Raw genomic sequence first — 26334 nt, forward strand, 5'->3', positions numbered from 1 at the left:
CGGCATGGCGGCTGCGTTCATGCACTGGCAATGCAGCGGCACAGAGACCCAAGGTTGCGTGCGAAACTACAGCGGATACAAAACCGGGCCGGCCGCAAAACGACCGACCCGGCACACTAGCGGAATCCCGCTAACGAAGGCCTACTAGTTGAGGCGACGCTCGGTGGACGGAGCGAAGAGGTGCATCTTCGCCGGGTCGACCTGCACGCGCACCACATCGCCAGGCATAGGCAGCTGGCGCGGGTTGACGCGGATGGTCGTCATCTTGTTCTGGTCAGACATCATCGTCGTGGACTCAGCAGCGGAGCCGTCGGTGATGATGTTGCCATACACGTAGCCGTCGGAGCCCAGATCCTCAACGTTCAGGACCTTGAGCTGGAAGGCCTCAGCCACTTCCGGGCCGACGAGGCGAGCATCCTCGGGGCGGAAGCCCAGGATGATCTTGCCGCCGTCCTCAGCGGTGAGCTTGTCGACAGCCTGCGGGGGCAGCGTGATTGCGTCGTCGCCGACCATTGCCATGCCATTGACGACCGGGTGCGTGCTGATATTCATCGACGGGGAGCCGATGAAGCCAGCGACGAACACGTTCTCCGGGCGATCGTACAGCTCGGTCGGAGCGCCGACCTGCTGGAGCACGCCGAGCTTGATGACGGCGATGCGGTCGCCCATCGTCAGAGCCTCGGTCTGATCGTGCGTGACGTACAGGGTCGTGACCTGGAGCTTGCGCTGGAGGGCTGCGATCTGCGTACGGGTCTGCACACGGAGCTTTGCGTCGAGGTTCGACAGCGGCTCATCCATGAGGAAGACCTTCGGGTTACGCACGATTGCGCGGCCCATGGCGACACGCTGACGCTGACCACCGGACAGAGCCTTCGGCTTGCGCTCGAGGAACTCGGTGAGGTCGAGGATCTTGGCGGCTTCTTCAACGCGCTTGTTGATGGTGGCCTTGTCGACGCCGGCGATCTTCAGGGCGAAGCCCATGTTGTCGCGAACGGTCATGTGCGGGTACAGAGCGTAGTTCTGGAACACCATTGCGATGTCGCGGTCCTTGGCCTGCACGTTGGTGACGTCTTTGTCGTCGATGTAGATGTGACCCTTGTTGACTTCTTCCAGGCCGGCGAGCATGCGCAGCGTCGTGGACTTGCCGCAGCCAGAAGGACCAACGAGAACGAGGAATTCACCGGGTTCGATGGTGAGGTTCAAGTCGTCGACAGACGGCTTGTCATTGCCCGGGTAGATGCGGGTGACGTGATCAAATACGACCCTGGATGCCATTATGTTTCCTTTCATCGGCAGGTACGTGCCGAACGATCCGAGTGGAAGGTTGCTGTTTTGTTTATCCGGTACTTTGTTCCAGCAGTGGAACTCTGTTCCGGAGGTTCCGTGAGATGTACTCTCCGTTGAGCCTGAAGTCAGTATACACACACCCTCATCCTTCGGCGGGTCGCATGAGTGAACACCTCAGGAACTTTCGCAGTATCTTCACAATTCGCCGCATCTTGCCGAACAATCATTCGCGAAAACCACAGGAAAAACACGACATGCGCCGCGGAATCGAAAAACGCAACAATAATGGAGTCACAACACCAATTCGCAACACAGGAATCAGGAACGCCGCCGGCAGGAATGCCGACAGCGACGACGGTGTCTGCACCGCACGACATCGGCCCCGCACACGGCGAACCTGAGCAGTGAAAGAGAACGGAGCAATGCCAGAGATTTCCGCACTAAATCTGCAGCCCGGCCAGATTGTGGGCGGCTATTTGCTCATTGCCCCCTTAGGCAGCGGAGCCATGGGGTCGGTGTGGCGCGTGCAAGATGGCGGCGGCAATGAATTCGCCATGAAAATCCTGCGCGACTCCCTTATGGATGCCAACAGCCCCGAGGCGGAGCGCGAGCAACAGCTCGCCCGCGAGCGCCTGCGCCGCGAAGGCACGGCATTGCGCCGTGTCGACCACCCCGGCGTGTGCCACATAGTGGACATGGAGCTGGACGACTCTTTGGCGTTCATCGTGACCGAACTCATCCCAGGCTCCAACCTGTTCGACGATGTGGAGCGCAACGGCCGCTACGAGCCGGTGGACCTCATGCATCTCGCCAAGCGCCTCATCGACGCGGTGGATGCGGTGCATGCGGCGGGAATCATCCACCGCGATATCAAGCCGACGAACGTCATGATTTCGGATTCCGGTCCGGTGCTGGTGGATTTCGGCATCGCGATGGGCGAAGGCGAAACGCATGTAACGCGCACTGGTCTGGTCATGGGCACGCCCGGATTCATCGCCCCGGAAATCATCGATGGCGCCGAGGCGGATGAAGCCACCGATTGGTGGAGTCTCGCCGCCGTGCTGGGCTTTGCAGGCACCGGTCAGGCCGTGTTCGGCACCAAGCCGTTGATGACTGTGCTGGAACGCGAAGCGTCCGGCCACGCCAACCTTGCCGGCCTGCTGCCCCGCACCCAAGAGGCAATGCGCTCCGCGCTGGATCCCGATCGCATGCGTCGGTGCAGCGCCCAAGAGCTGCTCCAGGCGATCACCGCAGACGCGTTGCAATCGCAGGCGCATGTGGCGTCATCCACACAGCTTCCCGCCTTCCCTGCCAAGCACCCGAAATCCAAGGGCCCCTCATCCCATTCCGCCGCGCCCGGCACCCCCGTTTCACAGGCTTCAGATGCCGCTTCCCGCACGGCTTCCTCGCTTCCTGTAAGCGACGACCCCTCCGAGGCGTCGCATACGGAGGCGATGCCCCCTTTTGGCATAAGCTCTTCCGCCGTTAGTGGGGCGCGCGCGGCGTGGCGCGACGCCGCCGGCACCCTCGAACTGCCGACCGGCGACGCTGCGAAAGCCGCTTTGGAACGCGATGCCGAGCAAGCGGAGCAAATCGAAAGCCTGCTCAACGGCGATTTCGAAAATTACGATTATTCCGCTGATTATCCCGACAATTCCCCCGACGAAGGAACCCCAGCCAGCGCAGCTGATCGCTCCGGCAACCCAAACAACGGCGACGCGGGTGCGTACGCCGACGGCAGCCCCACGGCTGTAGGCTTCGCTACCCCCCGAGGAACAACAGCAGCTTCGCGCCGCTCATCCCCCACCGCCGCCACGGTTCCCTTGCCACCGCAGCAGACGGACGCCATGCATGACGGTATCGCGGCGACAGCTGAATCCGATTCTGCCGCTGGCAGGCTCACGCCCCTCGTCATAGGCGGAATCGGAGCGACCTCTGCAGCGGCAGCCGCATCTAAAGGCTCGACCGCGCGCATCGCCGCATCAGATGGGGCGGACGTGCCAGGCATCGCAGGCGTCCCCATGCCGCCAATCGGTCCCACGTCTGGCATGCCGGCACCACCGCGACACACGCCGGACATGCCGAACGCTGAACTCACGCAATCCGACGGAGAGAACGCCACCGAGCCGCAGGAGCAAGGATCCCAAGAATCCTCACAAATCCCCGCGACCGCAGAGGCCCCAGACACCGCCGGGCAGCCTTCCGAGTCCCAGGAAGCGCAAACCCCCTTCGATTCGGCGCATTACATCAGCACATGGTCCACCTGCTATTCACAGCACGCCACCATAGCCGCGGTCCTCATGGGCATCACGCTTGTGTTGCTGGCGGCTTCGTTCCCTGGCATCGTCGCGCTGGCGGGGCCGCTCTTGTTCATCGTCGCCCTCGCCATGGGTTTCGGATTGCGCGCAGCGTTCCAGCGCGAAGCCCGGCACGAGGGCAAGCGCATGCCCTCCGACACCGCATGGTCGGTTTTGGGCGCGCCATGGCATCTGGCGCAGGCGGTGGCGACGGGATTGATCGGCTGTCTGGCGTTTGAAATCGTGTATTTCGCCATTATCGCCGTGTGCACCATCGTGTCCGGCCCCGTGCCGGCATCCACCGGCGGCGACGTCGGCATCTCCCTCGCCGACCTGTTTTCAGGTGCGCTGCCGGATTCCGCCATACTGCCCGTGCCGTTGGGCGAATCCAACACCACGGATGGACTGGAGCTCATGGCAGCGGCAGCCGCAGGATGGTCAGCCGCACTTGGCAGCATGCGACTGGTCCGGTTCCTGCGCAACTTTGCGCCGATTCTCTCCATTGGACTGGGCTGGCCATGCGTGGGACGGCAATTCAACGCCTCCTCGCCGCGTCGCGCCGATTCATCCCAATCCTCTGAATCGTCTAAACTTGGATCCCCCAACGCCCCTGCCAACCCCGACAGCGACAGCAATGCCCACCGTGCGCAATCCGGCAGCGCCAACCGGGGGCCTTGCACAGTGAATCCCCACGACCGGTCCCGCATCGCCCTCATCGCGTGGGCCGCGTTCACCGCCTTGCTTGCCATTGCCACCGCCGCGGGCATTCCCATTGAATGGGCACCTTTTGTCATCGCAATCTGAATCATCGCAATCTGAACTATAGTGAATTTCGTCATGCCGGTGCCATCCCACGGCACCGCATAAGCGGCAGTCCGGGCACCGTGCACCCTTCTCGTGCATTCGCTTCACACAATGGCGCCGCGCATTTCGACCCGTATTGACAAGCTTTGGCAACACAGGCAAACCGAAGGACAGTGATATGACGACCAAGGGTTCCTCCAATTCGAAGCAGAATCCACAGCAGAACCAGCAGACGGCAGGCACAGATTCTGATACAGCTTCGCAGCGCCCCACGTCCGCACAGCGCAAGGCTTCCGCAGCATCCCGCTCCACGAAATCTGCAAAATCCACAAAAACCGCCAAAGAACTGCGCGCCGAACGCCGGGCACGCGAAGCCAAGCTGGCAAAGCTGCGCGCCGAGCAAGAGGCGCGCGACCGCAAGCGCCAGACGATCATTGGCATCATCGTGGCTGCCGTGCTGGTCATCGCCGTCGTGGCAGTGATCGTCGTCGCCGAACATCACAGCAGCAAGAATGACGCTGCGCAGGCTTCCGCCTCCGAATCCGCCGCGTACGAAGCCCTGCAGAATGTGAAAGACAAGCCTTCGCACGCCACTGCGGAAGGCGGCTTCATCATCACCAAGAACTACGACTATACGAAGATCGACGGCGCCCCCACCATCGAGGATTACTTCGACGCCATGTGCCCGGGATGCGGCACGTTGCATCGCAAGATGGATTCCGAACTCAAGTCCATGATGGAGGCCGGCCAGATCAATTGGGAGCTGCATCCGAACGGCTTCCTTGATCAGCTTTCGACCGATAAGTACTCCACTCGCGCCGCGGCTGCCATCGCCTATGTGGCTGAAAACGACCCCGAGCATGTGATTGACTTCGTGATGGGACTGTACGACGAGAACTTCCAGCCGAGCGAAGGCGAGAATTACCAGTCGGTCTCCGACGCAGCCATCCAGAAAGTGGCCAAGGACGCCGGTGTTGCCGATGACGTGGCATCCCAATGCACGAACGGCGAATACATCGAGTGGATCGAGGCGTTGCGCACCTACACGCCGCAGCGTGAGATCACCCACAACGTCTCTGGTTCCAGCAAGGGCAGCATGACCACCCCGACGATCATCATCAACGGTTATTTCTGGAATCTCGCCGAGCTGACGAGCAGCGATTATAACACGCTGATTCTCAAGGCCATTGGCCTCGACAGCAACGCCGTGGGCACGAGCACGATGCCGTCCATCGGCTCCACCGGTGTGCCGCTCATTGGATGCGATTACCTGTCAAGCAGCTCCGATGACTCCTCCGCTTCCGCTTCATCAAGCGCCGATTCCTCCAGTTCCGCATCGTCCGGCTCTACGGATTCGGCATCTGCCACATCCAGCAGCAAGTGACGGCGGCGTAGCAGAACACCCGCAACAAAACACAGCCAACCACCAGCCGCGCACCCGCGGATGCCGAACGTTCGAGACTCGGCTTTCCTGTGGGTGCGGTATGCTGGTTGGGTTGGCATCAACGCCTCCTTAGCTCAGTTGGCCAGAGCGGCCGCCTTGTAAGCGGCAGGTCGTCAGTTCGAACCTGACAGGAGGCTCTTTTTTGATTTATTGCATTATTCCCGGCGTTATATTCACTGCGTCATGCTCCCTGAGCCATATTCCTGTGCTATATTCCCGCGCCATCTCAGACTTGTCCCGCATGAATTAGTTTCCTCGGTCAACTATTAGACACGCCGAACGCAATAAAAAGGCGTTTAAGGGGGGGGGGGACGTACCATTTATAGCGGTTGAGTTGTTGGGTTCAACCAACGCTTGGGTGCCACGATTGATGAATCATGAACTCAGGCACAAACATTAGATTTACCCTCGAGTAAGCACCGGCTCAGATTACACCCCAACACACTGATGCCGGTTGGCAAACGGATCCACCCCCAATATTTCCGTTTGCCTGGGGCCGGGCACATCCCCTTCTTCGTCCGGCCCCTTTTTTCTTTTCCCCTTCGCTTTCCTTCCTAATGTGCCGTTGTAAGCATGTGGGTTATTGTTAACCCGTGCTTACATGCCCCGGTTGCCCGGGACAGCTCCAAGTCTCACGGCGTTCGCACGCCCGCTTGGTTCACGTTTCACAGGGGTCTGCGTAGCCTCGGACGAGCCGGGTCGTCTTGCGTCCCCTCCACGCGCGTTTAGGGTCTCCGGGGCACTCCCAGCGACCATGATATTGATGGCCGCGTTCAGGTCGCGGTCCATGGTCAGGCCGCACTTGTCGCAATGGTAGACGCGTTCGCTCAGGGGCAGTTTGGCTTTCACCGTCCCGCAGCGGTGGCATGTCTTGCTGCTTGGATGCCACCGGTCGATGACATGCAGTCTCGCGCCGGTGCGTGCGGTCTTGTATTCGAGTTGGCGGCGGAACTCGGCGAAACCCGCGTCGAGCACGTGCTTGGCAAGCCTGTGATTATGCGTCATGCCTTGCACATTGAGGTCCTCGATGCTGATGGACGGATAGGTGGCCGCAAGCCATGCGGTGAGCTTGCCGACACGGTCGGCGCGTTGCGCGGCGATACGCGCGTGGATGCGTCGCACGCGGTCCAATGCTTTGCGCCGCCGGTTCGACCCGCGCCCGTGGTTCGCGTCCCTGTCGCGGCGGCTCAATGTCTGTTGCGCGCGACGGAGCTTGCGTTGGCTGCGCGCGTAGGCGTGCGGGTTGGGGAACACGGTGCCGTCCGACAGGGTGGCGAGGGTCTTGACGCCCAGGTCCACGCCCACCGGATAGTCGCGGCGGCGCGCCTTCGCCGTGGGATGGGTGCCGGGCTGTCGTTCGACGGTGAGCGCCGCGTGCCATGCGCCGGCCCGGCGGCTGACCGTCATGCGCACGATGCGCCTGCCGCGTACGAGCCTTGCGGCGTTCTCCATGCAGTGGACGCGCCCGATGCGCGGCAGGCGCAGGGCTTTCGGGTCGCCGTCGACGAGCCCGAAACTCCCGGTCGTGTACGCGAACCGGGGGACGCTCGTTCGTTTCGACTTGTATCGCGGCCAGCCCACCCGGCGCCCACGACGCCGGCCCTTGCGGCTGTCCGACCAGTTCTTCAACGCTTGGGAGAGCCACTCGAACGCGCTGTTGTACGCCTCCTTGCTGTTCTGACGCCACCATGGGGCGATCCCGTCCTTCCACTCGTTCCACCAGCGGCGCATCGCGTACATCGTCCAGTCCGGGCGTTCCCCGAGGGACAGCTGCCGGCGGACGTGGGAGAGCATGAGGTTGTAGGCGAATCGGGCGGCCCCCGCATGGCTTGCGAGCATCCTCTCCTGCCGGGGCGTGGGGTCGAGCCTGACCTTGACGGCCTCATACGCCGTCATCGCGCATCGCCTCCAACGCTTTTTCCGCGCGATGCCTGGCCGAGCGGCGCCCGTACAGGCGGGCGCAGAACGAGGCCAGCGCCTCGGTCATGTCGCGCATGAGGTCGTCGTCGAGTTCGGTGTCGTCCACCACGATGATCCGGCGTCCCTGCGCTTCCAACGCGCTTTCGATAAGGCCCGCGTCCATGCGGGCGAGCCTGTCCCTGTGTTCGACGATGAGCGTGGTGACGGTCGGATCCTTGAGCAGGCGGTTGAGCTTGCGCCGCCTGTCGTTCATGCCGGAACCGATTTCCGTGACCACTTGCGCGTCTTTGACGCCAAGGTTGATGGCGAACGCCTTGAGCCGGTCCGCCTGCCGTTGCAGGTCGGCTTTCTGGTCGCTGGAACTGACCCGCGCGTAGCATACGGTGCGCCCCACGGCCGTGGGCGTGAGGGTGGCCTCATACTTGGGGTCGTGGATGAGCCACATGCCCGTGGGCGTATGCTCCACCGGAACGGGCATCCTGCCCTCCCGGCACCACTTCCACACGGTATACGGGCTGAGATGTTCCCGTTCCGCCCATTCACGAACCTGCATGCCAACAATGATAACATACGATAAGCAAGAATATACCACTCATACGCCAACAGATGAACACCCCCATTCGTTCCGCCAACCGCGCAGGTGTGAAAGTTATGCACAAATTTTTTGTTGCACAGGCAATCAGCGCCGAACCTCACGTTTGCGCCCCTACAATATGGATAAGCGCCCCAAAAACCAGTCGCATCAACCAGCCACATCGGCCAATGACTGCAGCACAGGAGGTCATATGCAACCATCGATTCGCGCGAGGCGAACGAGTATCATCCGCGCAGTGCTTTCCGCGTGCATCGTATGCGCAATGGCCGTCGCCAGCTTTTTTGTTGCGACACAAAAAACGGTGGCACTCACCATCAATGGAGAAACGAAAACTGTGAAAACCTACGCGATGAGCGTCGACAGACTCCTCGAACAGCAAGGGCTCACGGTCAGCACACATGACATCGTGACTTCCACTCACAACGGTGCCATCGAAAACGGCGATTCTGTGACCTATTGCCAGGCGTTCGAGGCAACGCTCTCGATAAACGGCGCATCGGTGCCATTCTGGAGCTGTGCATCCAGCGCACAGGAATTGCTCAACTTCTTCAGCGAAAGCGAACGCGAAGCGATGTCCATCAAAATCGACATCGCCAACGCCTACAACCAGCTCACCGGAGGCTTCACCATCTCGGGAGGCGGCCCTGTTACCGTGATCGCCGATGGCAAGAGCACCACAGTCGATGGTGGGAATCGCACCGCTGCGTCACTGCTGGACGCGTGCGGAATCATTCTGGGAGCCAATGACCGCGTGAGCGTGGAGCAGGATGGCGACACGACCATTTTGCGCGTGCAGCGCGTCACCTATGGCACGCGCACGCAGGATGTGACCACGCCGTATTCCACTCAATACATAACCGATGCGTCGCTGGCTCCCGGCGAGCAGAAGGTCGAGCGCGCCGGCACGGATGGCATCGTGACGCAAACGTTGCAAGTGACATATGTGGATGGTGTGGAAGAGAGCTCATCCGTGACCAGCGAAACAACGAAACAGCTGGAGGTGGACGAAGTGATTGGCGTGGGCCCGGCGCAAACGCAGCCCGAGGCTCCATCCTCCGACTCCTCCGGTTCCAGCAGTTCCAGCAGCTCTAGCAGCTCTAGCAGCTCTGACAGCTCGAGCAGCTCTGACAGCTCCAATTCCAGCAGCGCCGGCAATTCCAGCAGTTCCGACGCCGCCACCAATGGTTCCAGCGCTTCGAGTTCCGCGAGCGCATCCGCCTCCGCCTCGCCATCGCCATCCGATTCCGCTTCGCAATCCCCCAGCCCGAGCGCCTCGGAGTCGGATACGCCCACGCCCGCAGAGTCCTCCACGCCCGCACAGACTCCCACTGAGACCCCCACGCCTACGCAAACCCCCACCGAAACGCCCACCCAGACGCCCACCGCAACGCAGACCCCAACCCAAACTCCCACCCAAACTCCTTCGGATTCGAATAACACGGATTCCACCAACAGCTCGAACACATCCGATTCAGGAACGGTGTGGCACGCCACTGTTGCGGAGGCCAAGGCCTACGCCAAGGCCGCGATGGCCGCGTACGGCTGGACAAGCGACGAGGAATGGACAGCTCTCGAACAGCTGTGGACCCGCGAATCCAACTGGCTGTGGTACGCCGACAACCCCAGCAGCGACGCCTACGGCATACCCCAGGCGCTTCCCGGCAATAAAATGGGCACCGGCTGGCATGACAATGCTGCCGTGCAGATTGCATGGGGACTGTATTACATTCGTCAGACGTATGGAGACCCCGTGAACGCATGGGAAACCTGGCAAAAGAGAGGAGGGTACTGATCGCTGCCCCACGCGGCGCACGACCAGCCGCCATGGAGTGCATCGCTTCACACCCCGCAAGCCAGTTACCGGCAATCACCATCAGATGATGACGACATGAAGAAGGCCAACCGACAGTGACATCCGACAACACCGACTCGAATACGGATCCGCAGACCGAACGGACTGTGCGGACCGAGCGTACCGAGCAGAACTGGCAGAACGAGCAGAGCTCCTCCGCTGCACATCTGCTGGGCGCCGCTGACATCCGCCGCATCGCCGCGGATGCGGGCATCACACCCACCAAGAAATTTGGGCAGAATTTTGTCATCGATCCCGGCACCGTGCGCCGCATTGTGCACGAAAGCGGCATCGATGCGCACAGCACGGTGATGGAGGTCGGCCCGGGCCTGGGTTCGCTCACATTAGGACTGCTGGAAACCGGCGCACGGGTGATCGCAGTGGAAATCGACCCGCCCCTTGCGCAGCGACTGCCCCACACCGTGGAGCAATTCCAGCCGCAGAACGCTCCACATCTGACCGTCATCACGCATGACGCGCTCACCATCGACCCGTCCGACCCCACGTTCACCGAGACAACCGGCCTTACTGCGGACTCGCATTTCGCACTCGTCGCCAACCTCCCCTACAACGTCGCCACACCGATTGTGCTCACGCTGTTGCAGCGCTTCACCGGCTTGGATTCATTCCTCGTGATGGTGCAAAAGGAAGTGGCCGACAGGCTGTCCGCCACGCCAGGCAGCAAGATCTACGGCGCACCGTCGGTGAAGCTCGCCTGGTATGGCACCACGCGCAAAGCCGGAATCGTGGGGCGCAATGTGTTTTGGCCCGCGCCGCACGTCGATTCCGCGCTCGTGGGCTTCACGCGCGTCAGCACGCCTGAACGCCGCGACGAGGCGCTGCGCGCACGCGTTTTTTCACTGATTGATATGGCTTTCGGTCAGCGCCGCAAAACGCTGCACGCTGCGCTGCGCAAGACGGTTCCGGATGAGGCGTTCGCCGCCGCAGGCATCGATGAGAAGCGCCGTGGGGAGACGCTGACAATCGACGATTTCATCGCCCTTGCACGCGCCTGCGAAACCATCGATGATGACACCGCCTCCGCGATGGCAGCCTCCGCGCAAGCCCTACCTGCCACATCCCCGTCCGCCGCATCCCCGTCCGCAACATCCCCGTCCACAACCCAGGAGAACCTATGAGTGAATTCGAATTCGAATACCGATGCCCTGCCAAAATTAACCTTGAGCTACGGGTCAAAAAGACACGGCACCCGGAATGGGGAAACCGCCACGAAATCGACACAATATACTGCGGCGTGGAGCTGTGTGATTTCGTAGAGACTCATCCCCGCGACGAAGGCACCGGCCTCGTGCTCGCGTTGACGCCATACTACGGAAAAACCCTGTTTCCAACCCCCGGAAGCCCGGAATTCGAATCGAATCTCGTGATTCGCGCGGCACGGGCGCTAGCAGAGGCATGCCACGTCTCCCCTGACGCCAGGATTGATCTGACGAAAAGAATCCCTGTCGCCGCGGGGCTCGGCGGCGGCTCATCGGACGCCGCAGGAACACTGATTGCCCTGACTCACTCATGGGGCGAGGCAGGGAAGTTCGATGCCCCTGGGGCCATCTCACCCAGCTGGGACATGCTCATGTCCGTTGCCGCAAAGCTAGGCGCCGACATCCCGTTCTTCCTCGGCAGCATCGATGAATCCGGTCTCGCACACGGCACCGGCTACGGCGAGAAGGTTGAGTACTATTACCCGGCCAGGCCCACGTTGCCGCGCCCGGCCGATCCGGAATGGGAGAAATGGGCTCCGAAGGCGGTGGCACTGGCGATATACGACGATGGCCTGAGCACAGCCGACGTGTACCGTCGTTTCGACGAAATCGGTGCAAACCCGGGCGACCGCAACGATCTGCAACGTGCTGCGCTCGACCTGCACCCCCGCTCCGCCGACGCCATCACCTATTCCGCCCCGGAATACAGCGGAGTCGAAGGTGCCGAGGTCTTCATCTCTGGCTCCGGTCCCACAGTGGTGGCATTGTGCTCTGATAAGTACGACGCCGAGCAAATGGCCAGAAACTGGATGGAACGCCACATGGCCGACCGCACCGAGGCCGTCTTGGCGACAACCAGGATGTGGCCATTCCCAACCAAGAACCCAAATTTCGAAAAGAACTACTGACCGCAATCCACGGCTGCGGCATGGCGTCCTCGTCAGGTTTTCTCGTTAGACTGAACGCGAACGCAATCGACAGAAGGTATTACATGGCTGGACGCATACCCACGAACGAACGCGAAGCCCGCAAGCTTTATGTGCATGACCGGCATCGCATGGTCGTCACCGTCATCATCGCGGTGATGGTGCTGGCGCTGGTGATTTGCATTCCCACCGCGGCGGGTCTTTTCGATACCAAGGCGGAGGAAAACGCCCAGCCCAACTATGGCGTAACCGCTCCCTGCGTCGCCACGGGCACGACCGCCGTGGACGCCAGCAAAATCACGGTGCGCGTGCTCAACGCCACCGACAAGTCCGGTTTGGCAACGGCCGTAGCCAACGAACTCCAATCACGGGGTTTCGGCATCCAAGGCGTAGATAATTACTCCGGCGGTACTCTGGAACGCACTGAAATCCGCTTCGGCAAGAACGCAATCGCCGAAGCCTACACGCTCGCTGGCAATGTCAGTGACGCCATCATGCGCATGGATTCACGCGACGACTCCCTCGTGGACCTTCTTATCGGCAGCAGCTTCTATGACCTTCTTGACGAAGACCAAGTGACGACGCTGCCTGGCAGCACGCTGCAAAGCATCACCGGTTGCGTGGCGGCGGATGCCATCACCGATGTGCCCGAGGCTTTGCCGCATGATTCCGTGAATGCCACGACCACTGGCACGGGCGGCGATTCCACCACCGCACCGGAAGGCGATTCCAGCGATTCCAGCAGCACAGATAGTTCTTCGGCGGATTCCAGCAGCAACTAGCGGCACGTATCCGTCGAACACAACGCCGGTGCAGCATCGTTCCCCAATGCTGCACCGGCGTTGCTATATCCAGCTATATCCAGCGTGCGGTGCGTGCGGCACGCATTGCACATGCGGCAAGTGCCGCGCGACGTCGTGCCACCAGCCGCAAGCGCTTACTCGTCGTCGCGCTCGGCATCCGGCAATGGATCGCCACCATTCCACCAGCGCTGCAACTCTTCGGTTGCGGTCTGCTCGTCAACGGGCCCATTATCCAAGCGGTAGTTGAGCATGTGCTTGTAAGCGCGACCCACCATCGGCCCGGGCTGCAGACCGAGGATCTGCATAATCTGCCCGCCATTCAGGTCCGGACGGATCGCGTCAAAATCCTCTTTCTGCTTAAGTTCGCACACACGCTGCTCCAGGTCATCCATCGCAGCGGAAAACATGTGTTCCTTGTGTTTGTTGGCGGTCGTGGCATCCGCGCGCGTCAGACGGTTGAGCCGTTCATACAGGTGGCCGGTGTCCTTTACGTAGCGACGCACCGCCGCATCCGTCCACCGCTCGTCCAGATAGCCGTGGAACCGCAGGTGCATGGCGACCAAATCGCTCACATCCTCCACGATGTGGTGGTCGAATTTCAGGGCCTTCAGCCTCTTGCGCGTCATGCGAGCGCCCACGAGGTCGTGCTGGTAGAAGCTCACCTTGCCGCCATTTTCAAAGCGCCGGGTGCGCGGCTTGCCCACATCATGCATGATTGCCGCCAGACGCAGTTCGAGATCCGGCGCAGGCACCGGGCCTTCGGCGTCTGTTTCCAAGGCGATTGCACGGTCAAGCACCATCATCGTGTGTTCGAAGATGTCTTTGTGACGATGATTTTCGTCAATCTGCAATTGCAGCGCAGGCAATTCCGGCAGCACAATATCCGCCAGGCCGGAATCCACCAGCGCCTCAAGGCCTTCCCGAGGGTTCGCCGAAAGCAGCAGTTTCGTCAATTCATCCCGCACGCGTTCGGCAGACACGATGCTGATGCGTCCAGCCATCTGCTCGATAGCCTCGGCGGTGTCGGGGGCGATGTGGAATCCCAACTGCGCCACGAACCGCACAGCGCGCATCATGCGCAGGGGATCGTCATCAAACGACTGTTGGGGAGACACAGGCGTGCGCAGCACTTTCTTGGCTATGTCGCCCGCGCCGCCAAACGGATCGACGAATTCCAGATCCGGCACCCTCAACGCCATGGCATTGACAGTGAAATCGCGGCGCGACAGGTCGCCCTCCAGGCTGTCCCCGTAATTCACCTCGGGCTTGCGGGAATCAGGATTGTAGGTGTCAGACCGGTATGTGGTGACTTCCACGCTCACGTCACGTCCGTCGGGAAGATGCTTGACAGCTCCCAGCGTGCCGAATTTGCGGCCCATGTCCCAGAAACCGTCTCCGAAACGCCGAAGGATCGGTTCAAATTCCTCCGGACGCGCCGATGTGCAGAAATCCAAGTCGTGCGAGCGCCGGTGCAACAGCAAATCACGCACCGGCCCGCCTACTAAAGACAGCTCATAGCCGTGTTGTGCGAACATGCGTCCCAGTTCAATCGCCACGGGGGAAACTTCGAAATCCACTGCCATTCATCCTTCCGATATTTGCTCCTCATAGCTTACCGTTACCCCACCTGCTCGAGTTCTGGATAAAGTAGGAAGTATGACAACGCCGGGAGATGTAGCGAGAATGCTTCGCCATGCCAACTCATGGCCGAGGTATGCCTCGACTCAGGCCTCCTCATCGCAGGACGATGAGGAGGAGGCCCGACCGCGCCCTTTGTACAGTTCGCAGTCTCCGCAGCCCGCCGCGCCATCCGCGCGTGTCGTTTCTGCCGCCTCCGCGTCTGCGTCCGCGTCAGCCTCCGCAGGGCAGCAATCCAGCGCTTCTGCCACCGATTCCGGCGTTCCTGCGAAGCTTCCCAAGCCCGCTTCCCCCACACCGGGAGCCGCAACCGGCAAAAAGCCTCGGCAGCGCGCCCATCGCGCGCCTCATCACATCACCCCTGCCGTCATGGCAGGCGCAAGGCGAAGCACGGTCCATGTGACGTTTGCGACCTTGGGCGTGCACAACGAACTGCCTGTGGTGCGGGAATATTCCGCCGGCGGCCTTATCTTCGACTCTCATGGGCGTGTCGCCGTCATCGCCCGCCATTCCCGTTCCGGACACTTGGAATGGTGTCTGCCGAAGGGGCATATAGAAAAGGGCGAAACGCCCGAGCAGACGGCAGTGCGTGAAGTGCATGAAGAAACCGGGATTTCCGGCGAAGTGATCGAATCCATCGCCACTATCGACTACTGGTTCACCGGCACCACGCAACGCATCCACAAGCTTGTGCATCATTTTGCACTGCGCATGACCGGCGGCGAGCTCACTGTGGCAGGCGACCCCGATCATGAGGCCGAAGACGTGAAATGGGTGGCTTTCGACGAATTGGACTCGGTCCTCAGCTACCCTAACGAAAGACGCATCGCCTCTATGTACGCCAGAAAGCGAAAATTTCGACAATGAAGCGCAAGCTCCTTCCGTTTACGGCTGTGATTAGCTGCCTTGCCCTCGTGATGTTCATCGCAACGCTCGGCACGCTCACCGTCCTGCCACCTTCTGTGGGTGCGCAGGACGGTATTGCATATGCCGACGAACCTTCAGCAGACCACAGCGTCAGCATGTCGATTTCCTCACAGACGCCCATCATCGGCTCCGCGGGATCATCCACGTATTCCCTCACCGTCAGCATCACCAACAACTCCCAGTCCGCTATCACCACGGGCACGCTGCGCGTGAGCACGAATCCCGACATGACGTTCTCCACCACGTCCGACATGCAGCAATGGGCGGAAGGTTCCTTGGACATCTGGGCGTCCGGCGTCATCGACCGGCAGGAAGTCTCTTCGATACCGCCTGGGAGCAGCGTATCGGTGTCTGCCAGCGGCAGCATTGATGATTTCCCACTCAACGAAATCTCCAGTTTCGGAGCCCGCCCCATTCTTGTGCGTTACACAACCGACGATGGCGCGGTGCAGGTGGACGAGCACACGTTCGTGACTTTCGACAACGGCAGCAGTTCCACTGATTCCCGCACCAATACGCATGTGACGATCGCCGCCCCGGTCGTGGCGAAATCATGGACCACCGACACCAGCAAGCTCAATGACGTGCTGATGCAAAAAGAGCCCAACAACGCCAGCAGCGGTTCCGCAGCCGCAACACAGCCATCGCAGACAACACAGCCATCGCAGACAGGTGGCATCAACCGGATGGTCGCGTCGGTTATTTCCGCCAATCTCGCCACAGGCGCTCAGGCAGCGGTGGAAGCGGCGCCATCCCACAGCTTCCTCTCGCTTGTCGCCGACCCCTATTGCCTCAGTGCCCTCGCAGGATCGGCAGTTGCCACTTCCCTGCTGCCGCCAGCAGACGCCGACTTCACTGTGTATGCACAAAGCGACGCGGATTGGGGTGCGGCAGGCATCACGACCAATAGTCTCTCCGAGGCGCAAGCCTCCTCCATCGCAACGGCATCTTCTTCAGCAACCTCCCCCCAAGCCGCGTCACGAACCTCACGTTTCGTGGCATGGCAGGGCAAAGGCAATTGGACGGCCGCCGCCCTCACCGCAGCGCAGCAAGCGGGTTACACCACCGTCGTGTCGTTGCACGGCAATACAGGCACTGCCACCAGCACATACCACGCCGTCACTCACACCATCACCGACCAGGGTTCCGTAGGCATACTCAATGCCGAATCCACGCTCTCCTCTCTGACAAGCGGCAATGCCAGTTCCAGTGCAGCCACGGCGGAAAACAGCACAGCAGGACGCATCAGCCGCATCATTGCGCAAACATCGCTGGGGAGCGTCACACAGGTCAGTGACTCCAATTCTGAGGCGTATTCCCGGCTTTTCATCGCCATTGACCCGTCAAGCAACTGCTCGGACCTGGACACTGTGCTGAGCTCACTCGAATCAGCCCACTGGGTGTCTTGGGATTCCTTCGACACGCTCATCAATGCGGCGCAAAACGCGCAGAATGACGCCATTGTGCCTGCGGATTCCGGCATCAGCCCCGAAACCAGCGATAGCACCCTCGCCGCAGCGCAATCCCTTGCCTCTTCACACACCGAGCTGACGCGCTTCTTCACATCGGTGCTGGCTGCATCCGATGAATCGGATTCATCCGGTTCCGCCGCGTCATCGTCCGCATCGTCCGCCGCATCATCGACCGCATCAGCGTCCGCCTCGGCTTCAGCAACGGCATCCACGTCTGCATCGGCATCAGCCTCGTCGCCGGCAGCGGAATCCAGTTCGCCATCGGCGACCGACGATGCCACTGGGGCGGATTCGGCTTCTGGAAATTCGGCTTCCGAAGATTCCTCTAACAGCGCGAACGCCACCGATTCCACGACTTCCACAGGTTCCGCCGCCTCCGCAAACTCCGCGGCCTCCGCGACCTCCACAGGTTCCGCCGCCTCCACAAATTCCGCAGCATCCGCCGCCCCATCACCGTCCTCCACCGCCACGGAATCCGGCCGTCGCGGCAATCTGGACTCCACCCTATGGCAGGCGCAGTTGGAAGCCCTGCACACTGCATACGCGGTGCGCACGCTCGACGCAGCGTTGAATGATAACGGCGGCACAGTCAATGACGCCATGGGGCTTGCCGACAACGTGCTGAAACTGGTGCATCTGCAACAGCCCAACTCGGTTGTGATGATGAGCTCCACCGCAAGCCTGCCGGTGACGATTACCAACAACGCGCCGTTCGACGTGCAGGTTTCCGTCAGCGCCCGTTCCGGCGCGGCCAGCCTCGCGGCGTCTGGCACGGATTCCGTCACGATCCCTGCCCACAGCGAGCAACAGGTCACCCTCACACTGCAGGCATATTCCAGCGGCTCCACTTATGTGGATTTGCAACTGCAGGATTGCCATGGCGATGCCGTTGGCGGCAGCATCATCGTCAACGTGTCCAATTCACTGCGTCTCAACGACGCCTTGGGCAATGCAATCATCGCCATCGCTGCGATCCTTGCCGTCGGAGGCTTGTGGCGGCAGTTCCATCGCAAGCCCCTTCAATCCGAAGAGGCCGTCAGCAGCCCAGCCACCACAAGCGGCGGCACCAGCGGCAGCGGTGGCAGCAACGGCGACGGCAGCAACAATACCGGTGGCAACGCTGACAGCAACAGCAACGAGACACACGACGCGGAGAAAGGTGCAGACGCATGAGCGCATCAGTTGGGCGCAATTCCGCCATCATGGCGATGGGTACGCTTGCCTCGCGCCTCACAGGGCAGGTACGCACCATTCTGCTCGCTGCCGCCGTCGGTACCACCGGCATTGCGGCAAATGCATACCAGACCGGTTCCACGATTCCCCAAGTGCTGTTCACCATCCTTTCCGGCGGCGTGTTCAACGCCGTGCTCGTGCCGCAAATCGTGCGCAGCCTCAAGCAAAAGGACGCCGAAGATCAGCTCAACAAGCTCATTACGCTCTCTGTGGTGATACTTGTGGCGGTGACCGGCATCATGATGGCGTGCTCCACGCTGTTCACCAACCTTTATCTGGATTCCAGTTGGAATGCCGCTCAACGTTCGCTCGCCAATTCGTTCACGCTCTGGTGCATGCCGCAAATCTTCTTCTACGGCCTGTATACGGTGCTTGGCCAGGTGCTTGCGGCGAAGAACCAATTCGGCGCCTATGCATGGAGTTCCACCGGCGCCAACGTTATCAGCTGCATCGGTTTCATCGTTTTCATCGCCTTGTATGGCAACGCTTCGCACCAGTCCCTTGATTTCTGGACGGCGGATAAAACCGCCCTCCTGGCGGGGTCGTGGACGCTCGGCGTGGCTTTCCAAGCCCTCGTGCTGTTCATACCGCTGCTCAAATCCGGATACCATTGGCATCCTCGCCTCGGACTTCACGGCATCGGTCTGCGTTCCATGAGCTCGGTGGCCATCTGGAGCTTGGGAATCGTGCTCGTCAACCAACTGGTCGGCATCGTCACGTCGCGTGTGACGAACGGCGCACCGCTGCAAGGCGGCGACCCCTACGGAATCGCGGGCAACAGCACGTACCAGAATGCGTTCACGCTGTTCATCCTGCCTTACTCGCTGTTCGCCGTCTCCATCGCCACAGCAATGTTCCCCCGCATGTCGGAATACATTGCGGACGGCGACTATGCCAGCGCCCGCGACGAACTGTCATCCACCCTGTGCAACCTCACCCTCATCATCGCATTCTTCACGGTTGCCTATCTGGTGGAGCCTGTGCAAATCACCACCGCCCTGCTGCCTTCCGTGCAGCCCAACGAGGTGAACCTCATGCGCGTGCCGCTCATGGTGATGTGCGTGGCGAACGTGCCGACAAGCGCAGTCCTCGTGCTGGAACGCACGTTCTATGCGTTCAAGGACGGACGCACGCCGTTCTGGTACACATTGGCGCAAAACGCAGTGCAGGTCGTTATTGTTTTGAGCGGCATCCACCTGTTCCCGCCTCGCGATTGGGTGACGGTGGTGTGCTGCGGGGTCGCCCTAGGCAACATTGTGATGATGCCCATCATCTACTACTTGGTGCATCGTCACTTCTCGCAGGGCCTTGACGACCGACGCATTGCCCGCACCGCAGCCCATACCCTCACTGCCATGTTGATTGCAACGGTCGTGGGCCTCGTAATCAACAAACTGTTCGCCCTCGTGGGCTGGAACGTGCTCGGCATCGAATCCATGGGCACGCGCTGGGGTGTGGCGATTGTGCAAGCTCTCGTCATCACGGCAGCGGCTGGCGGCACGTATTTCGGCACGCTCTCCGCCCTGCACACCCCGGAGGTTGCCGTCGTGCGCGGCATGGTGCAGCGCATGCTGGCCAAAGTGCTTCGCCGTCCGATGAACGATGTCGCGAACGAAGGCATGACGAATCAAGACGAGCAGAATTCATCCGCGGCCGATTTGGATTCCTCGGATGTGCATTCTCTGGATTCGCAATCCCCGGATTCGCACGACGCTCGGGCGGATGATGGAAGCAGCCAGGATGCGCATTCACATAATCCGCGTCCCCGCACCACTTCACGCACTGCTCCGCGATCTGCACGCTCCTCTGCCGCTGGTGCAGCCGCCATGGCTTCTGCGCCTCGGCAGCGCCGGCCTCGCGTTGTCTCTTCTGCCGCCCCCTCGCCTTTCGTGCCCGACGACACTGCTGCTGGCCTTGACATCATTCTGGATTTGCCAGAATCCGACGACCAGCATTCCTCCTCGGCGCCTGCGCAATTCAAGCCCCGCAAACGCAAGCAGCGTCATCCTGCGGACCGTCATCCCCTGGACCCCATGGAATTGCAGCAATCACAGCAGAAGGAATCTCGCGCTCGTCTGGATGCGCAAGACCAATCGGTCCAACAGGGGAACCAGACGCCGCAGGCGACGCATTCCCTGCGTCCCGCGCGTCCGGTGAGTCGTCCAGACGCCGATGAATTCGGCAGGACTCCCATTTGGGCGACGAGGGAATCCATTGTGCCGGACAATGCAGCGGCGGGCAATGCAGCAGATGACAATGGCGCGGTCACCAGCGTCGCGACCAACAGCACCGTGACTGCTGGCAAGGCAGCGTCCAGCAACGCCGCGGTTAACGGCGCTCCAGCGGGCATTGCAAGGTCCGTCATGCCGCACAAACCCCAAACGCCCACGGTACCGCCCATGCCTGCGATACCCGCTGCGCCCACTGAGTCTGCTGCGCCTGCACCAGCACCCATGTCCGCCTCCACGCACGAGCCCACGCCTGCGCCGCACAACGCGTCATACTTCCCACGAGCAGCCGGTCCCGCCGACACGGAATCCGTGGAACTGCATAAAATCCTGACGCGGGCGCCGCAAGCCACGAATAATTCCAAGCTCACCGTGCCGCGCCTCGATGTGCCGCATGCGCAGACGCCCAAACCCTTGCCGTATCAATTCGATGATGTTGCGCGCCATGCCTCCACCGATGTGCATCTCAAGAATTCTTCTACCCAAGATTCCGGTGACCCGCATAATGAGCACTCCGGCGATCCGCGCAATGAATCCGCTTCATGACGCCTCCAGTCCCGCTGCCCGTCAGTCCCGCCACACGTCAGTCCCGCTGCCCTTCGGCCCTGCCACACGTTAAAATATCGCAAAGGTTTTCTCCAAACGCTTGGTTTGGAAAGTCCAGCGACTAGTTTCTGGTTTACTGGCTTTTTATAGTATTCTATAGTATTGTGGAAGCGTGAAGTTGTCGGAGTATGCGGCCAGGCATGGCATTCAATACCGTGCCGCGTGGAATAGGTTCAAGGCCGGGAAGATACCTGGCGCTTGGCAGGACGAGTCGGGCACCATCATCGTGCCCGACGAGATCCATGCGAAGCTCAATGATGCCGCCGTCTACGCCCGCGTCTCCGACCCGTCGGAACGCGAGGACCAGCTGCCCGCCCAGCGCAAACGCATGGAGGACTGGGCCGTCGCCAACGGCTACAGGGTCGTGGCCTCGGTGGCCGAGGTGGGTTCCGGGTTGGACGACGGTAGGCGCAAGCTCACCGCATTGCTCAAGCGCGACGACTGGGGCACGCTGGTGGTGGAGCGCAAGGACCGTCTCACCCGGTTCGGGTTCGAGTGGTTCCGCCTGTTCGTCGAACGCGAGGGGCGGCGGATAGTCGTGGCGGACGAAGCCTCCGGCGACCGCGCCGACCTGATCCGGGACTTCGTGTCGGTAATCCACTCGTTCAGCGCGCGCCTGTATGGCCGGCGTGGGTCCAAGCGCGCACGCGCCATGGCCGCGATGGTGGAGGGCGACGATGCCGACGAGTAGATGCCGTCGCGGGATGAAGACCGGCGTGGCGCATAAGTCCTATGGAGTGGCCTTGCCTATGAATCAAGGCAAACTTAAGAAACTGCTCCGGTTGCTTCCGGTGTGGCGCTGGGGACTGGCTTATTCCCTGGACCGGTGGATCCGCGAACTGTTCGAGGACGGATGCCTGTCCACTTGGCAGAATGCGAAATCCTTCCCCTCCTGCCTGTCGCAAAGGCAATGGGATTCCGTGTCGCGGCAGGCGAAGGCCGCGTTGGACTCATGGCTGACGAACCGTCAGAACGATTTCCGCGGCATCGTCGCCTCGTCCACGCTGGATGACGCGCTCAAGCACGAGCTGCATTCCATCAACCTGCGGTACGCATGGTATGAGCATGTGGATGACGAGGCTCATCACATGGCGCGTCGGCTGATGAAGCATTTGCGCAAACGGCACCGGATGCCCGACCTGTCGAAATGCCGCGTCATGGACATGGACGGGAAGATAGCCCGTGTGGAGGATGCGAGGAACACCAAATGCGAACGGTGGGCGGTCGTGTCCACCTTGGAGTCCGGCAAGCCGATACGTGTGCCGATAGTCGCGGACCGCAAGCTGGACGGGAACCTGTTCGCCAACGACGAGACGCTGTCCAACCACCTGACCATCCGCTTCGACCCGGAAGGCAACCCCAGCGGCAGGCTGATAACCACCCTGCCAAAGGCGAAAGCGCGCACGCAAGGCGAGACGTTGGGCTTGGACTGGGGCATGGATTGCATGTTCGCCCTGTCCGACGGACGATTGCTGGGCACGCGGATGTCCGACTGGCTGAAACAACGCGACGCGGAACTCACCGAACTGACCCGGGCGTTGCAGAAAAGCGGCATCAAGCCGTCCAGGTCGAGAAGATACCGCAACCTGCAACGGCGCATACGGGCCCACTACCGCAACGAGATAGGCCGGTTGTTCAACAAGCTGGGCCGTGAACGGGTCAAGGAAATCGTCGTGGAACGACTGGATTTCCGCAGCCAGGGCCTCAGCCACCGGATGAACCGGCTGCTCACCCGGACCGGCAGGGCGGCGGTCTCCGCGAAGCTGAAACGCCTTCAGGAGCTCGATGGCATCGCCGTGGCCGAGGTCAACCCGGCCTACACCAGCCAGGAATGCTCCCGCTGCGGGTATACGGCTAGGAACAATAGGCAAACTAGAGACTTGTTCCGCTGCGAATGCTGCGGAACGACCCTGCACGCGGATATCAACGCGAGCCGCAACATCCTTTCGAGACGTTCCCGGAGGGATGGCTGGCGTTCCATCCGCAAGCAGGAAATCGTCCGCATGCTCAACCAAGAACATGCGGACCGATGCGCCCATCATGGCGAACACCATGTGGGCGACGCCCAAACGAGTGGGGCTGCCCCACGCCGAGGCAAACCGCATGAACGGGATGCTTCGGCGGAGGTCAAGATTCAGACAGTATCATAGAATACTATCTGAAATCACACTCTCTTAGCTAGAATGGCGACAGCACCCATACTGTCGAAAAGTGATGGAACATGATTTTCAACATCGGAAACACGCTGCTCAGCCGCTACACGCTTGTCTCTCTTTTGCTCGATAAGCCTGGCCTGACCGCATGGCATGCCCATGACCGGGTGCTGGCTCAGGATTGCCAGCTTTTCATCACCAACCAAATCTCTACATCCGATCAGGTCCAAAACCTGGCGTCATGGCTTGGCGCGTCCCGCAATCGTCATTTCACAAAAGTGCAGCATCTGCATGCCGAAGACGATGTGTGCGTCGTCGTCACCGACATTGACGATGGCGTGTCGCTGTCGGATTATCTCGCCACTGATGCTCCGGTAAGCGTAGACGCCATGCGCACTGTCATCGGCGAAACCGCTACCGCTGCTGTGGAATTGCAGAACGCGGGATTCCAACACCGCCGTTTGCTTGCGGAATTCGTGCGCGTGGGCCGTAATGCCATTACCCTCGCCGACCTGCCGGTATCCCCGCTTTTCTCACATCCGTATCTTGGATTGTCTGCTCACGACATCATGCTCAGCTCGCAGGCGACAGTGCTGCGACAGCTGGGCATGCTGCTGTATCAGATGATCACCCGCATGCCTTACATCCCCGGCCAGACCACATCCACATCCACGTTGGATGCAGCGCGCATCGCCATTCCTGACGAATTCCGCATCCTGTGCATGCGCACGCTGGGTTTGCAGGATGATTCCGACCCCACTCCTAACGTGCCCGTCGTGACCACCGATGAATTCCTGGCATTGCTGGGGCCTTGGAAGCCGGCGTCGGCGTTGACCTCCAAGGATTTGCTGCTGCCTGAATCCGGTGTGTCTGAATCCATTCAGGATGCCACGATCGCCACGATCGCCCGTTCGGACTTGGCGCCCGTGCCCAAGTCCCTCCTGACATTTGACGCCACGAAGCACCCTAACCCCAACAGGAAGAGCGGTTGGAACGGCAACAATCTCTTCCAACCCGACCAAGTGGAGAATCTGCCGGCGAGCGACACCGCCATGTATGACGCTTTCTCCATTGGCAGCGACACGATGAGCGATTCCAGCATCAGCATGTCCCGTAATCCCGCCGCCGACATTCTTAATGCAAGCGGATTGGAACCCATTCCGTTCCCCACCGGTGAATTCGCGACATCCGATGATTCCCCGGCTCTCAACAACAGTGCAATTCCATCCGTGGGCACACAAAACGCCGATGCCGTGCACCAGCTCGGCGCCGCCCGGAACACTGCACAAGGCGTTCCCGCCGCTGATGCTGCCACCCAAGTGCTGGGCAGCGGTTCCAGCGATTCCGGATTTGCCGATTCCGACAAACCTACGCTTGCATTGGACAGGGCTTCTCTGCGTAACGCCACCACCATCGTGGCGCCAAGCCTTGTGAGTGGCGATCAGAATCCTCTGCGCGACGCCAACGCAAACACGATGGCGATTCCTGGGAACGGCATCATGGCTTCCCAGCCCGATCCGACGAGTTTCTCCAAGCATCAGCCTGCGCATGCCAGCGCGGCGCACCAGCAGGAACAAGCGGCAAACGGTTCAACATCCGCAGCTTCCAGCCTCGCGGCAGCGGTGGATGCAGCGCGCGCTCATGCCAACGCTGGTACTTCCAGTGCAGGTGGTTCGGCGCCAACCGCATCGTCACAAGTCAATGAAATGCCCACGGTGGCAATTCCTGGACGTCAGGCACAACAATCACTGCAAGCCCAAGCAGCATCGGCTGGTTCGCAGGGCAGCTCGCGCGGGGGGTCTCACGCTGACGCACAAGCCGGAGGCGATGTGCGTCCTTCGGTGATTCCCACCACGCAACCCATGGCTGTCATGCCCACGGTACCGAACCGTTCGCTTGCCAACTTGGAGCGCAATACCGCGGAATACAAGGAACAGCATTACCACCGTCGCCATACTGCGACCCCACCGAGCTTCAAACCTGCGGAACCTGCCTACGCGGCGAAATCCGATGATTACGGCAATACCGATACCTACACGAGTGTTGCGGCCAAGAAAGAACACAAAGGAGGACGTCGCGTCGCAATCATCTCACTCATTATCGTGCTGGTGCTTATTGTGGCGTTGACGGTATCGGCGATTTCTGGTGCGTTCCAAAACATTCTGCTCAACAAGAACGACCACTCCACGTGGCCTTCTGATCTGGCGGCCGCCACGTCATCAACTGCCACTGAGTCGGAATCCTCGTCGAGCAGCAGCGCATCATCATCCAGCGCCACGCCCAGTCCGACCAATACCACGCCTTACACCGTCACGAGCATTAATTTCGTGAGCAATCCCAATGGTTTGAAGGGATATGCGTTCCCTGTGACGCTCTCGCAAGAGGAGCCGGTTTCGCGCATCGTCATTTCATCGCCTTCTTCAGGCGGCACGCTCTCGATTTACGCAAATTCCGACGCCAGCAATCCGCAAAACGGCGCGGCTGTGGGAAGCGCATCATTCGATTCCAGCGGCACCACCACGGTGACGCTTACGAAGACAACCAATATGTCGAAGTTCGTCATCTGGGTCAATAGCTCCGATATGCCTACGAATGGTACGCTGCGTATCAACAATGTGACCGCATACTGATGTAAATGTAACGCGATTTGTATATCGCGGTATCAACAAACACTGGCGCCCATACTGTAGTTAACGGTATGGGCGCCAGTGTTTATGGACGTGTTGGCGCTACGCCGTGCCGCAGACCCACGAAATCCAGTGATTCAGCATCTGATACTTCAAACACCATCCTATGGGAAACCGCTAGGACTTCCTGCGCCAACACCGTACCGTCGAGCCCCGATACTTCAAACCACACCCAAGGAAACTCGGCACATTCATCCGCCGCGATACTCAGCTGTCTGACTGCCTAGCATCCGATACTTCAA

General features: G+C 60.7%; 15 protein-coding genes, 1 tRNA gene and 1 pseudogene. 13 read left to right on the forward strand and 4 right to left on the reverse strand.

From position 1 onward, the window contains the following. Window positions 1-144: 144 nt before the first annotated feature. Entirely contained in the window at window positions 145-1275 is a 1131-nt protein-coding gene (locus CLV65_RS06645; RefSeq protein ID WP_094690423.1) for an ABC transporter ATP-binding protein, read from the reverse strand. Between the two features lie 434 nt (window positions 1276-1709). Here CLV65_RS06645 and CLV65_RS06650 point away from each other — a divergent pair, with 434 nt between their 5' ends. The 3 genes from CLV65_RS06650 to CLV65_RS06660 all read left to right on the forward strand — a co-directional run bounded on the left by CLV65_RS06650 (window position 1710) and on the right by CLV65_RS06660 (window position 5969). Further along, window positions 1710-4388: a serine/threonine-protein kinase gene (locus CLV65_RS06650; protein WP_094690422.1), complete on the forward strand. Its 2679-nt coding sequence runs from the start codon at window positions 1710-1712 to the stop codon at window positions 4386-4388. Window positions 4389-4566: 178 nt separating this feature from the next. After that, window positions 4567-5772 carry a DsbA family protein gene (locus CLV65_RS06655; protein WP_094690421.1) on the forward strand — a complete coding sequence of 402 codons (1206 nt, stop codon included), beginning with the start codon at window positions 4567-4569 and terminating at the stop codon, window positions 5770-5772. A gap of 123 nt (window positions 5773-5895) precedes the next feature. Then, a tRNA-Thr gene (locus CLV65_RS06660) sits at window positions 5896-5969 on the forward strand. 460 nt (window positions 5970-6429) lie between these two features. On the opposite strand, the gene tnpB is transcribed toward CLV65_RS06660, so the two are convergent. Further along, window positions 6430-7728, reverse strand: coding sequence for an IS607 family element RNA-guided endonuclease TnpB (tnpB, locus tag CLV65_RS06665; RefSeq protein ID WP_094690420.1), 1299 nt, complete (start codon window positions 7726-7728; stop codon window positions 6430-6432). Continuing rightward, window positions 7715-8305, reverse strand: coding sequence for an IS607 family transposase (locus CLV65_RS06670; protein ID WP_094690419.1), 591 nt, complete (start codon window positions 8303-8305; stop codon window positions 7715-7717). The genes tnpB and CLV65_RS06670 overlap by 14 nt, the downstream gene beginning before the upstream one ends. 232 nt (window positions 8306-8537) lie before the next feature. Here CLV65_RS06670 and CLV65_RS06675 point away from each other — a divergent pair, with 232 nt between their 5' ends. The 4 genes and pseudogenes from CLV65_RS06675 (at window position 8538) to CLV65_RS06690 (ending at window position 13127) form a co-directional block, all read left to right on the forward strand. Then, entirely contained in the window at window positions 8538-10139 is a 1602-nt protein-coding gene (locus CLV65_RS06675; protein WP_094690418.1) for a resuscitation-promoting factor, read from the forward strand. 167 nt (window positions 10140-10306) lie between these two features. Further along, window positions 10307-11230 (forward strand): annotated as a pseudogene (gene rsmA / locus CLV65_RS06680) (16S rRNA (adenine(1518)-N(6)/adenine(1519)-N(6))-dimethyltransferase RsmA); the annotation flags it as partial. Between the two features lie 104 nt (window positions 11231-11334). After that, a complete protein-coding gene (locus CLV65_RS06685; RefSeq protein ID WP_094690417.1) occupies window positions 11335-12327 on the forward strand; it encodes a 4-(cytidine 5'-diphospho)-2-C-methyl-D-erythritol kinase in 993 nt (330 codons plus the stop codon). 83 nt (window positions 12328-12410) lie between these two features. Then, window positions 12411-13127 carry a LytR C-terminal domain-containing protein gene (locus CLV65_RS06690; protein ID WP_157847240.1) on the forward strand — a complete coding sequence of 239 codons (717 nt, stop codon included), beginning with the start codon at window positions 12411-12413 and terminating at the stop codon, window positions 13125-13127. Window positions 13128-13282: 155 nt separating this feature from the next. On the opposite strand, the gene CLV65_RS06695 is transcribed toward CLV65_RS06690, so the two are convergent. Beyond that, a complete protein-coding gene (locus tag CLV65_RS06695; RefSeq protein WP_094690481.1) occupies window positions 13283-14725 on the reverse strand; it encodes a CCA tRNA nucleotidyltransferase in 1443 nt (480 codons plus the stop codon). Window positions 14726-14804: 79 nt separating this feature from the next. Here CLV65_RS06695 and CLV65_RS09125 point away from each other — a divergent pair, with 79 nt between their 5' ends. From CLV65_RS09125 to CLV65_RS06725, 6 genes are all read left to right on the forward strand, one after another. Continuing rightward, window positions 14805-15653, forward strand: a complete 849-nt coding sequence (locus CLV65_RS09125; RefSeq protein ID WP_094690415.1) for an NUDIX hydrolase — start codon at window positions 14805-14807, stop codon at window positions 15651-15653. Continuing rightward, complete coding sequence (locus CLV65_RS08750) at window positions 15650-18358, forward strand: DUF6049 family protein (RefSeq protein ID WP_157847241.1); 2709 nt, start codon at window positions 15650-15652, stop codon at window positions 18356-18358. Before CLV65_RS09125 ends, CLV65_RS08750 begins: the two co-directional genes overlap by 4 nt. Continuing rightward, window positions 18355-21192, forward strand: coding sequence for a murein biosynthesis integral membrane protein MurJ (locus CLV65_RS06710; protein ID WP_094690414.1), 2838 nt, complete (start codon window positions 18355-18357; stop codon window positions 21190-21192). Before CLV65_RS08750 ends, CLV65_RS06710 begins: the two co-directional genes overlap by 4 nt. Before the next feature lie 172 nt (window positions 21193-21364). After that, window positions 21365-21943 carry an IS607 family transposase gene (locus CLV65_RS06715; protein WP_094690413.1) on the forward strand — a complete coding sequence of 193 codons (579 nt, stop codon included), beginning with the start codon at window positions 21365-21367 and terminating at the stop codon, window positions 21941-21943. Between the two features lie 58 nt (window positions 21944-22001). Next, window positions 22002-23402: an RNA-guided endonuclease TnpB family protein gene (locus tag CLV65_RS06720; protein ID WP_157847242.1), complete on the forward strand. Its 1401-nt coding sequence runs from the start codon at window positions 22002-22004 to the stop codon at window positions 23400-23402. Window positions 23403-23473: 71 nt separating this feature from the next. Next, window positions 23474-26035 carry a protein kinase family protein gene (locus CLV65_RS06725; RefSeq protein WP_094690411.1) on the forward strand — a complete coding sequence of 854 codons (2562 nt, stop codon included), beginning with the start codon at window positions 23474-23476 and terminating at the stop codon, window positions 26033-26035. The last annotated feature ends 299 nt before the right edge of the window (window positions 26036-26334 follow it).

Origin of the sequence: Pseudoscardovia suis (assembly GCF_002797875.1) — a bacterium.
Taxonomy (GTDB): Bacteria; Actinomycetota; Actinomycetes; order Actinomycetales; family Bifidobacteriaceae; genus Pseudoscardovia; species Pseudoscardovia suis.

Coding starts and splice junctions, on each gene's coding strand:
- CLV65_RS06645 (WP_094690423.1), bottom strand. CDS start 1,275: ATGGCATCCAGGGTCGTATTTGATCACGTCACCCGCATCTACCCGGGC.
- CLV65_RS06650 (WP_094690422.1), top strand. CDS start 1,710: ATGCCAGAGATTTCCGCACTAAATCTGCAGCCCGGCCAGATTGTGGGC.
- CLV65_RS06655 (WP_094690421.1), top strand. CDS start 4,567: ATGACGACCAAGGGTTCCTCCAATTCGAAGCAGAATCCACAGCAGAAC.
- tnpB (WP_094690420.1), bottom strand. CDS start 7,728: ATGACGGCGTATGAGGCCGTCAAGGTCAGGCTCGACCCCACGCCCCGG.
- CLV65_RS06670 (WP_094690419.1), bottom strand. CDS start 8,305: ATGCAGGTTCGTGAATGGGCGGAACGGGAACATCTCAGCCCGTATACC.
- CLV65_RS06675 (WP_094690418.1), top strand. CDS start 8,538: ATGCAACCATCGATTCGCGCGAGGCGAACGAGTATCATCCGCGCAGTG.
- CLV65_RS06685 (WP_094690417.1), top strand. CDS start 11,335: ATGAGTGAATTCGAATTCGAATACCGATGCCCTGCCAAAATTAACCTT.
- CLV65_RS06690 (WP_157847240.1), top strand. CDS start 12,411: ATGGCTGGACGCATACCCACGAACGAACGCGAAGCCCGCAAGCTTTAT.
- CLV65_RS09125 (WP_094690415.1), top strand. CDS start 14,805: ATGACAACGCCGGGAGATGTAGCGAGAATGCTTCGCCATGCCAACTCA.
- CLV65_RS08750 (WP_157847241.1), top strand. CDS start 15,650: ATGAAGCGCAAGCTCCTTCCGTTTACGGCTGTGATTAGCTGCCTTGCC.
- CLV65_RS06710 (WP_094690414.1), top strand. CDS start 18,355: ATGAGCGCATCAGTTGGGCGCAATTCCGCCATCATGGCGATGGGTACG.
- CLV65_RS06720 (WP_157847242.1), top strand. CDS start 22,002: ATGAATCAAGGCAAACTTAAGAAACTGCTCCGGTTGCTTCCGGTGTGG.
- CLV65_RS06725 (WP_094690411.1), top strand. CDS start 23,474: ATGATTTTCAACATCGGAAACACGCTGCTCAGCCGCTACACGCTTGTC.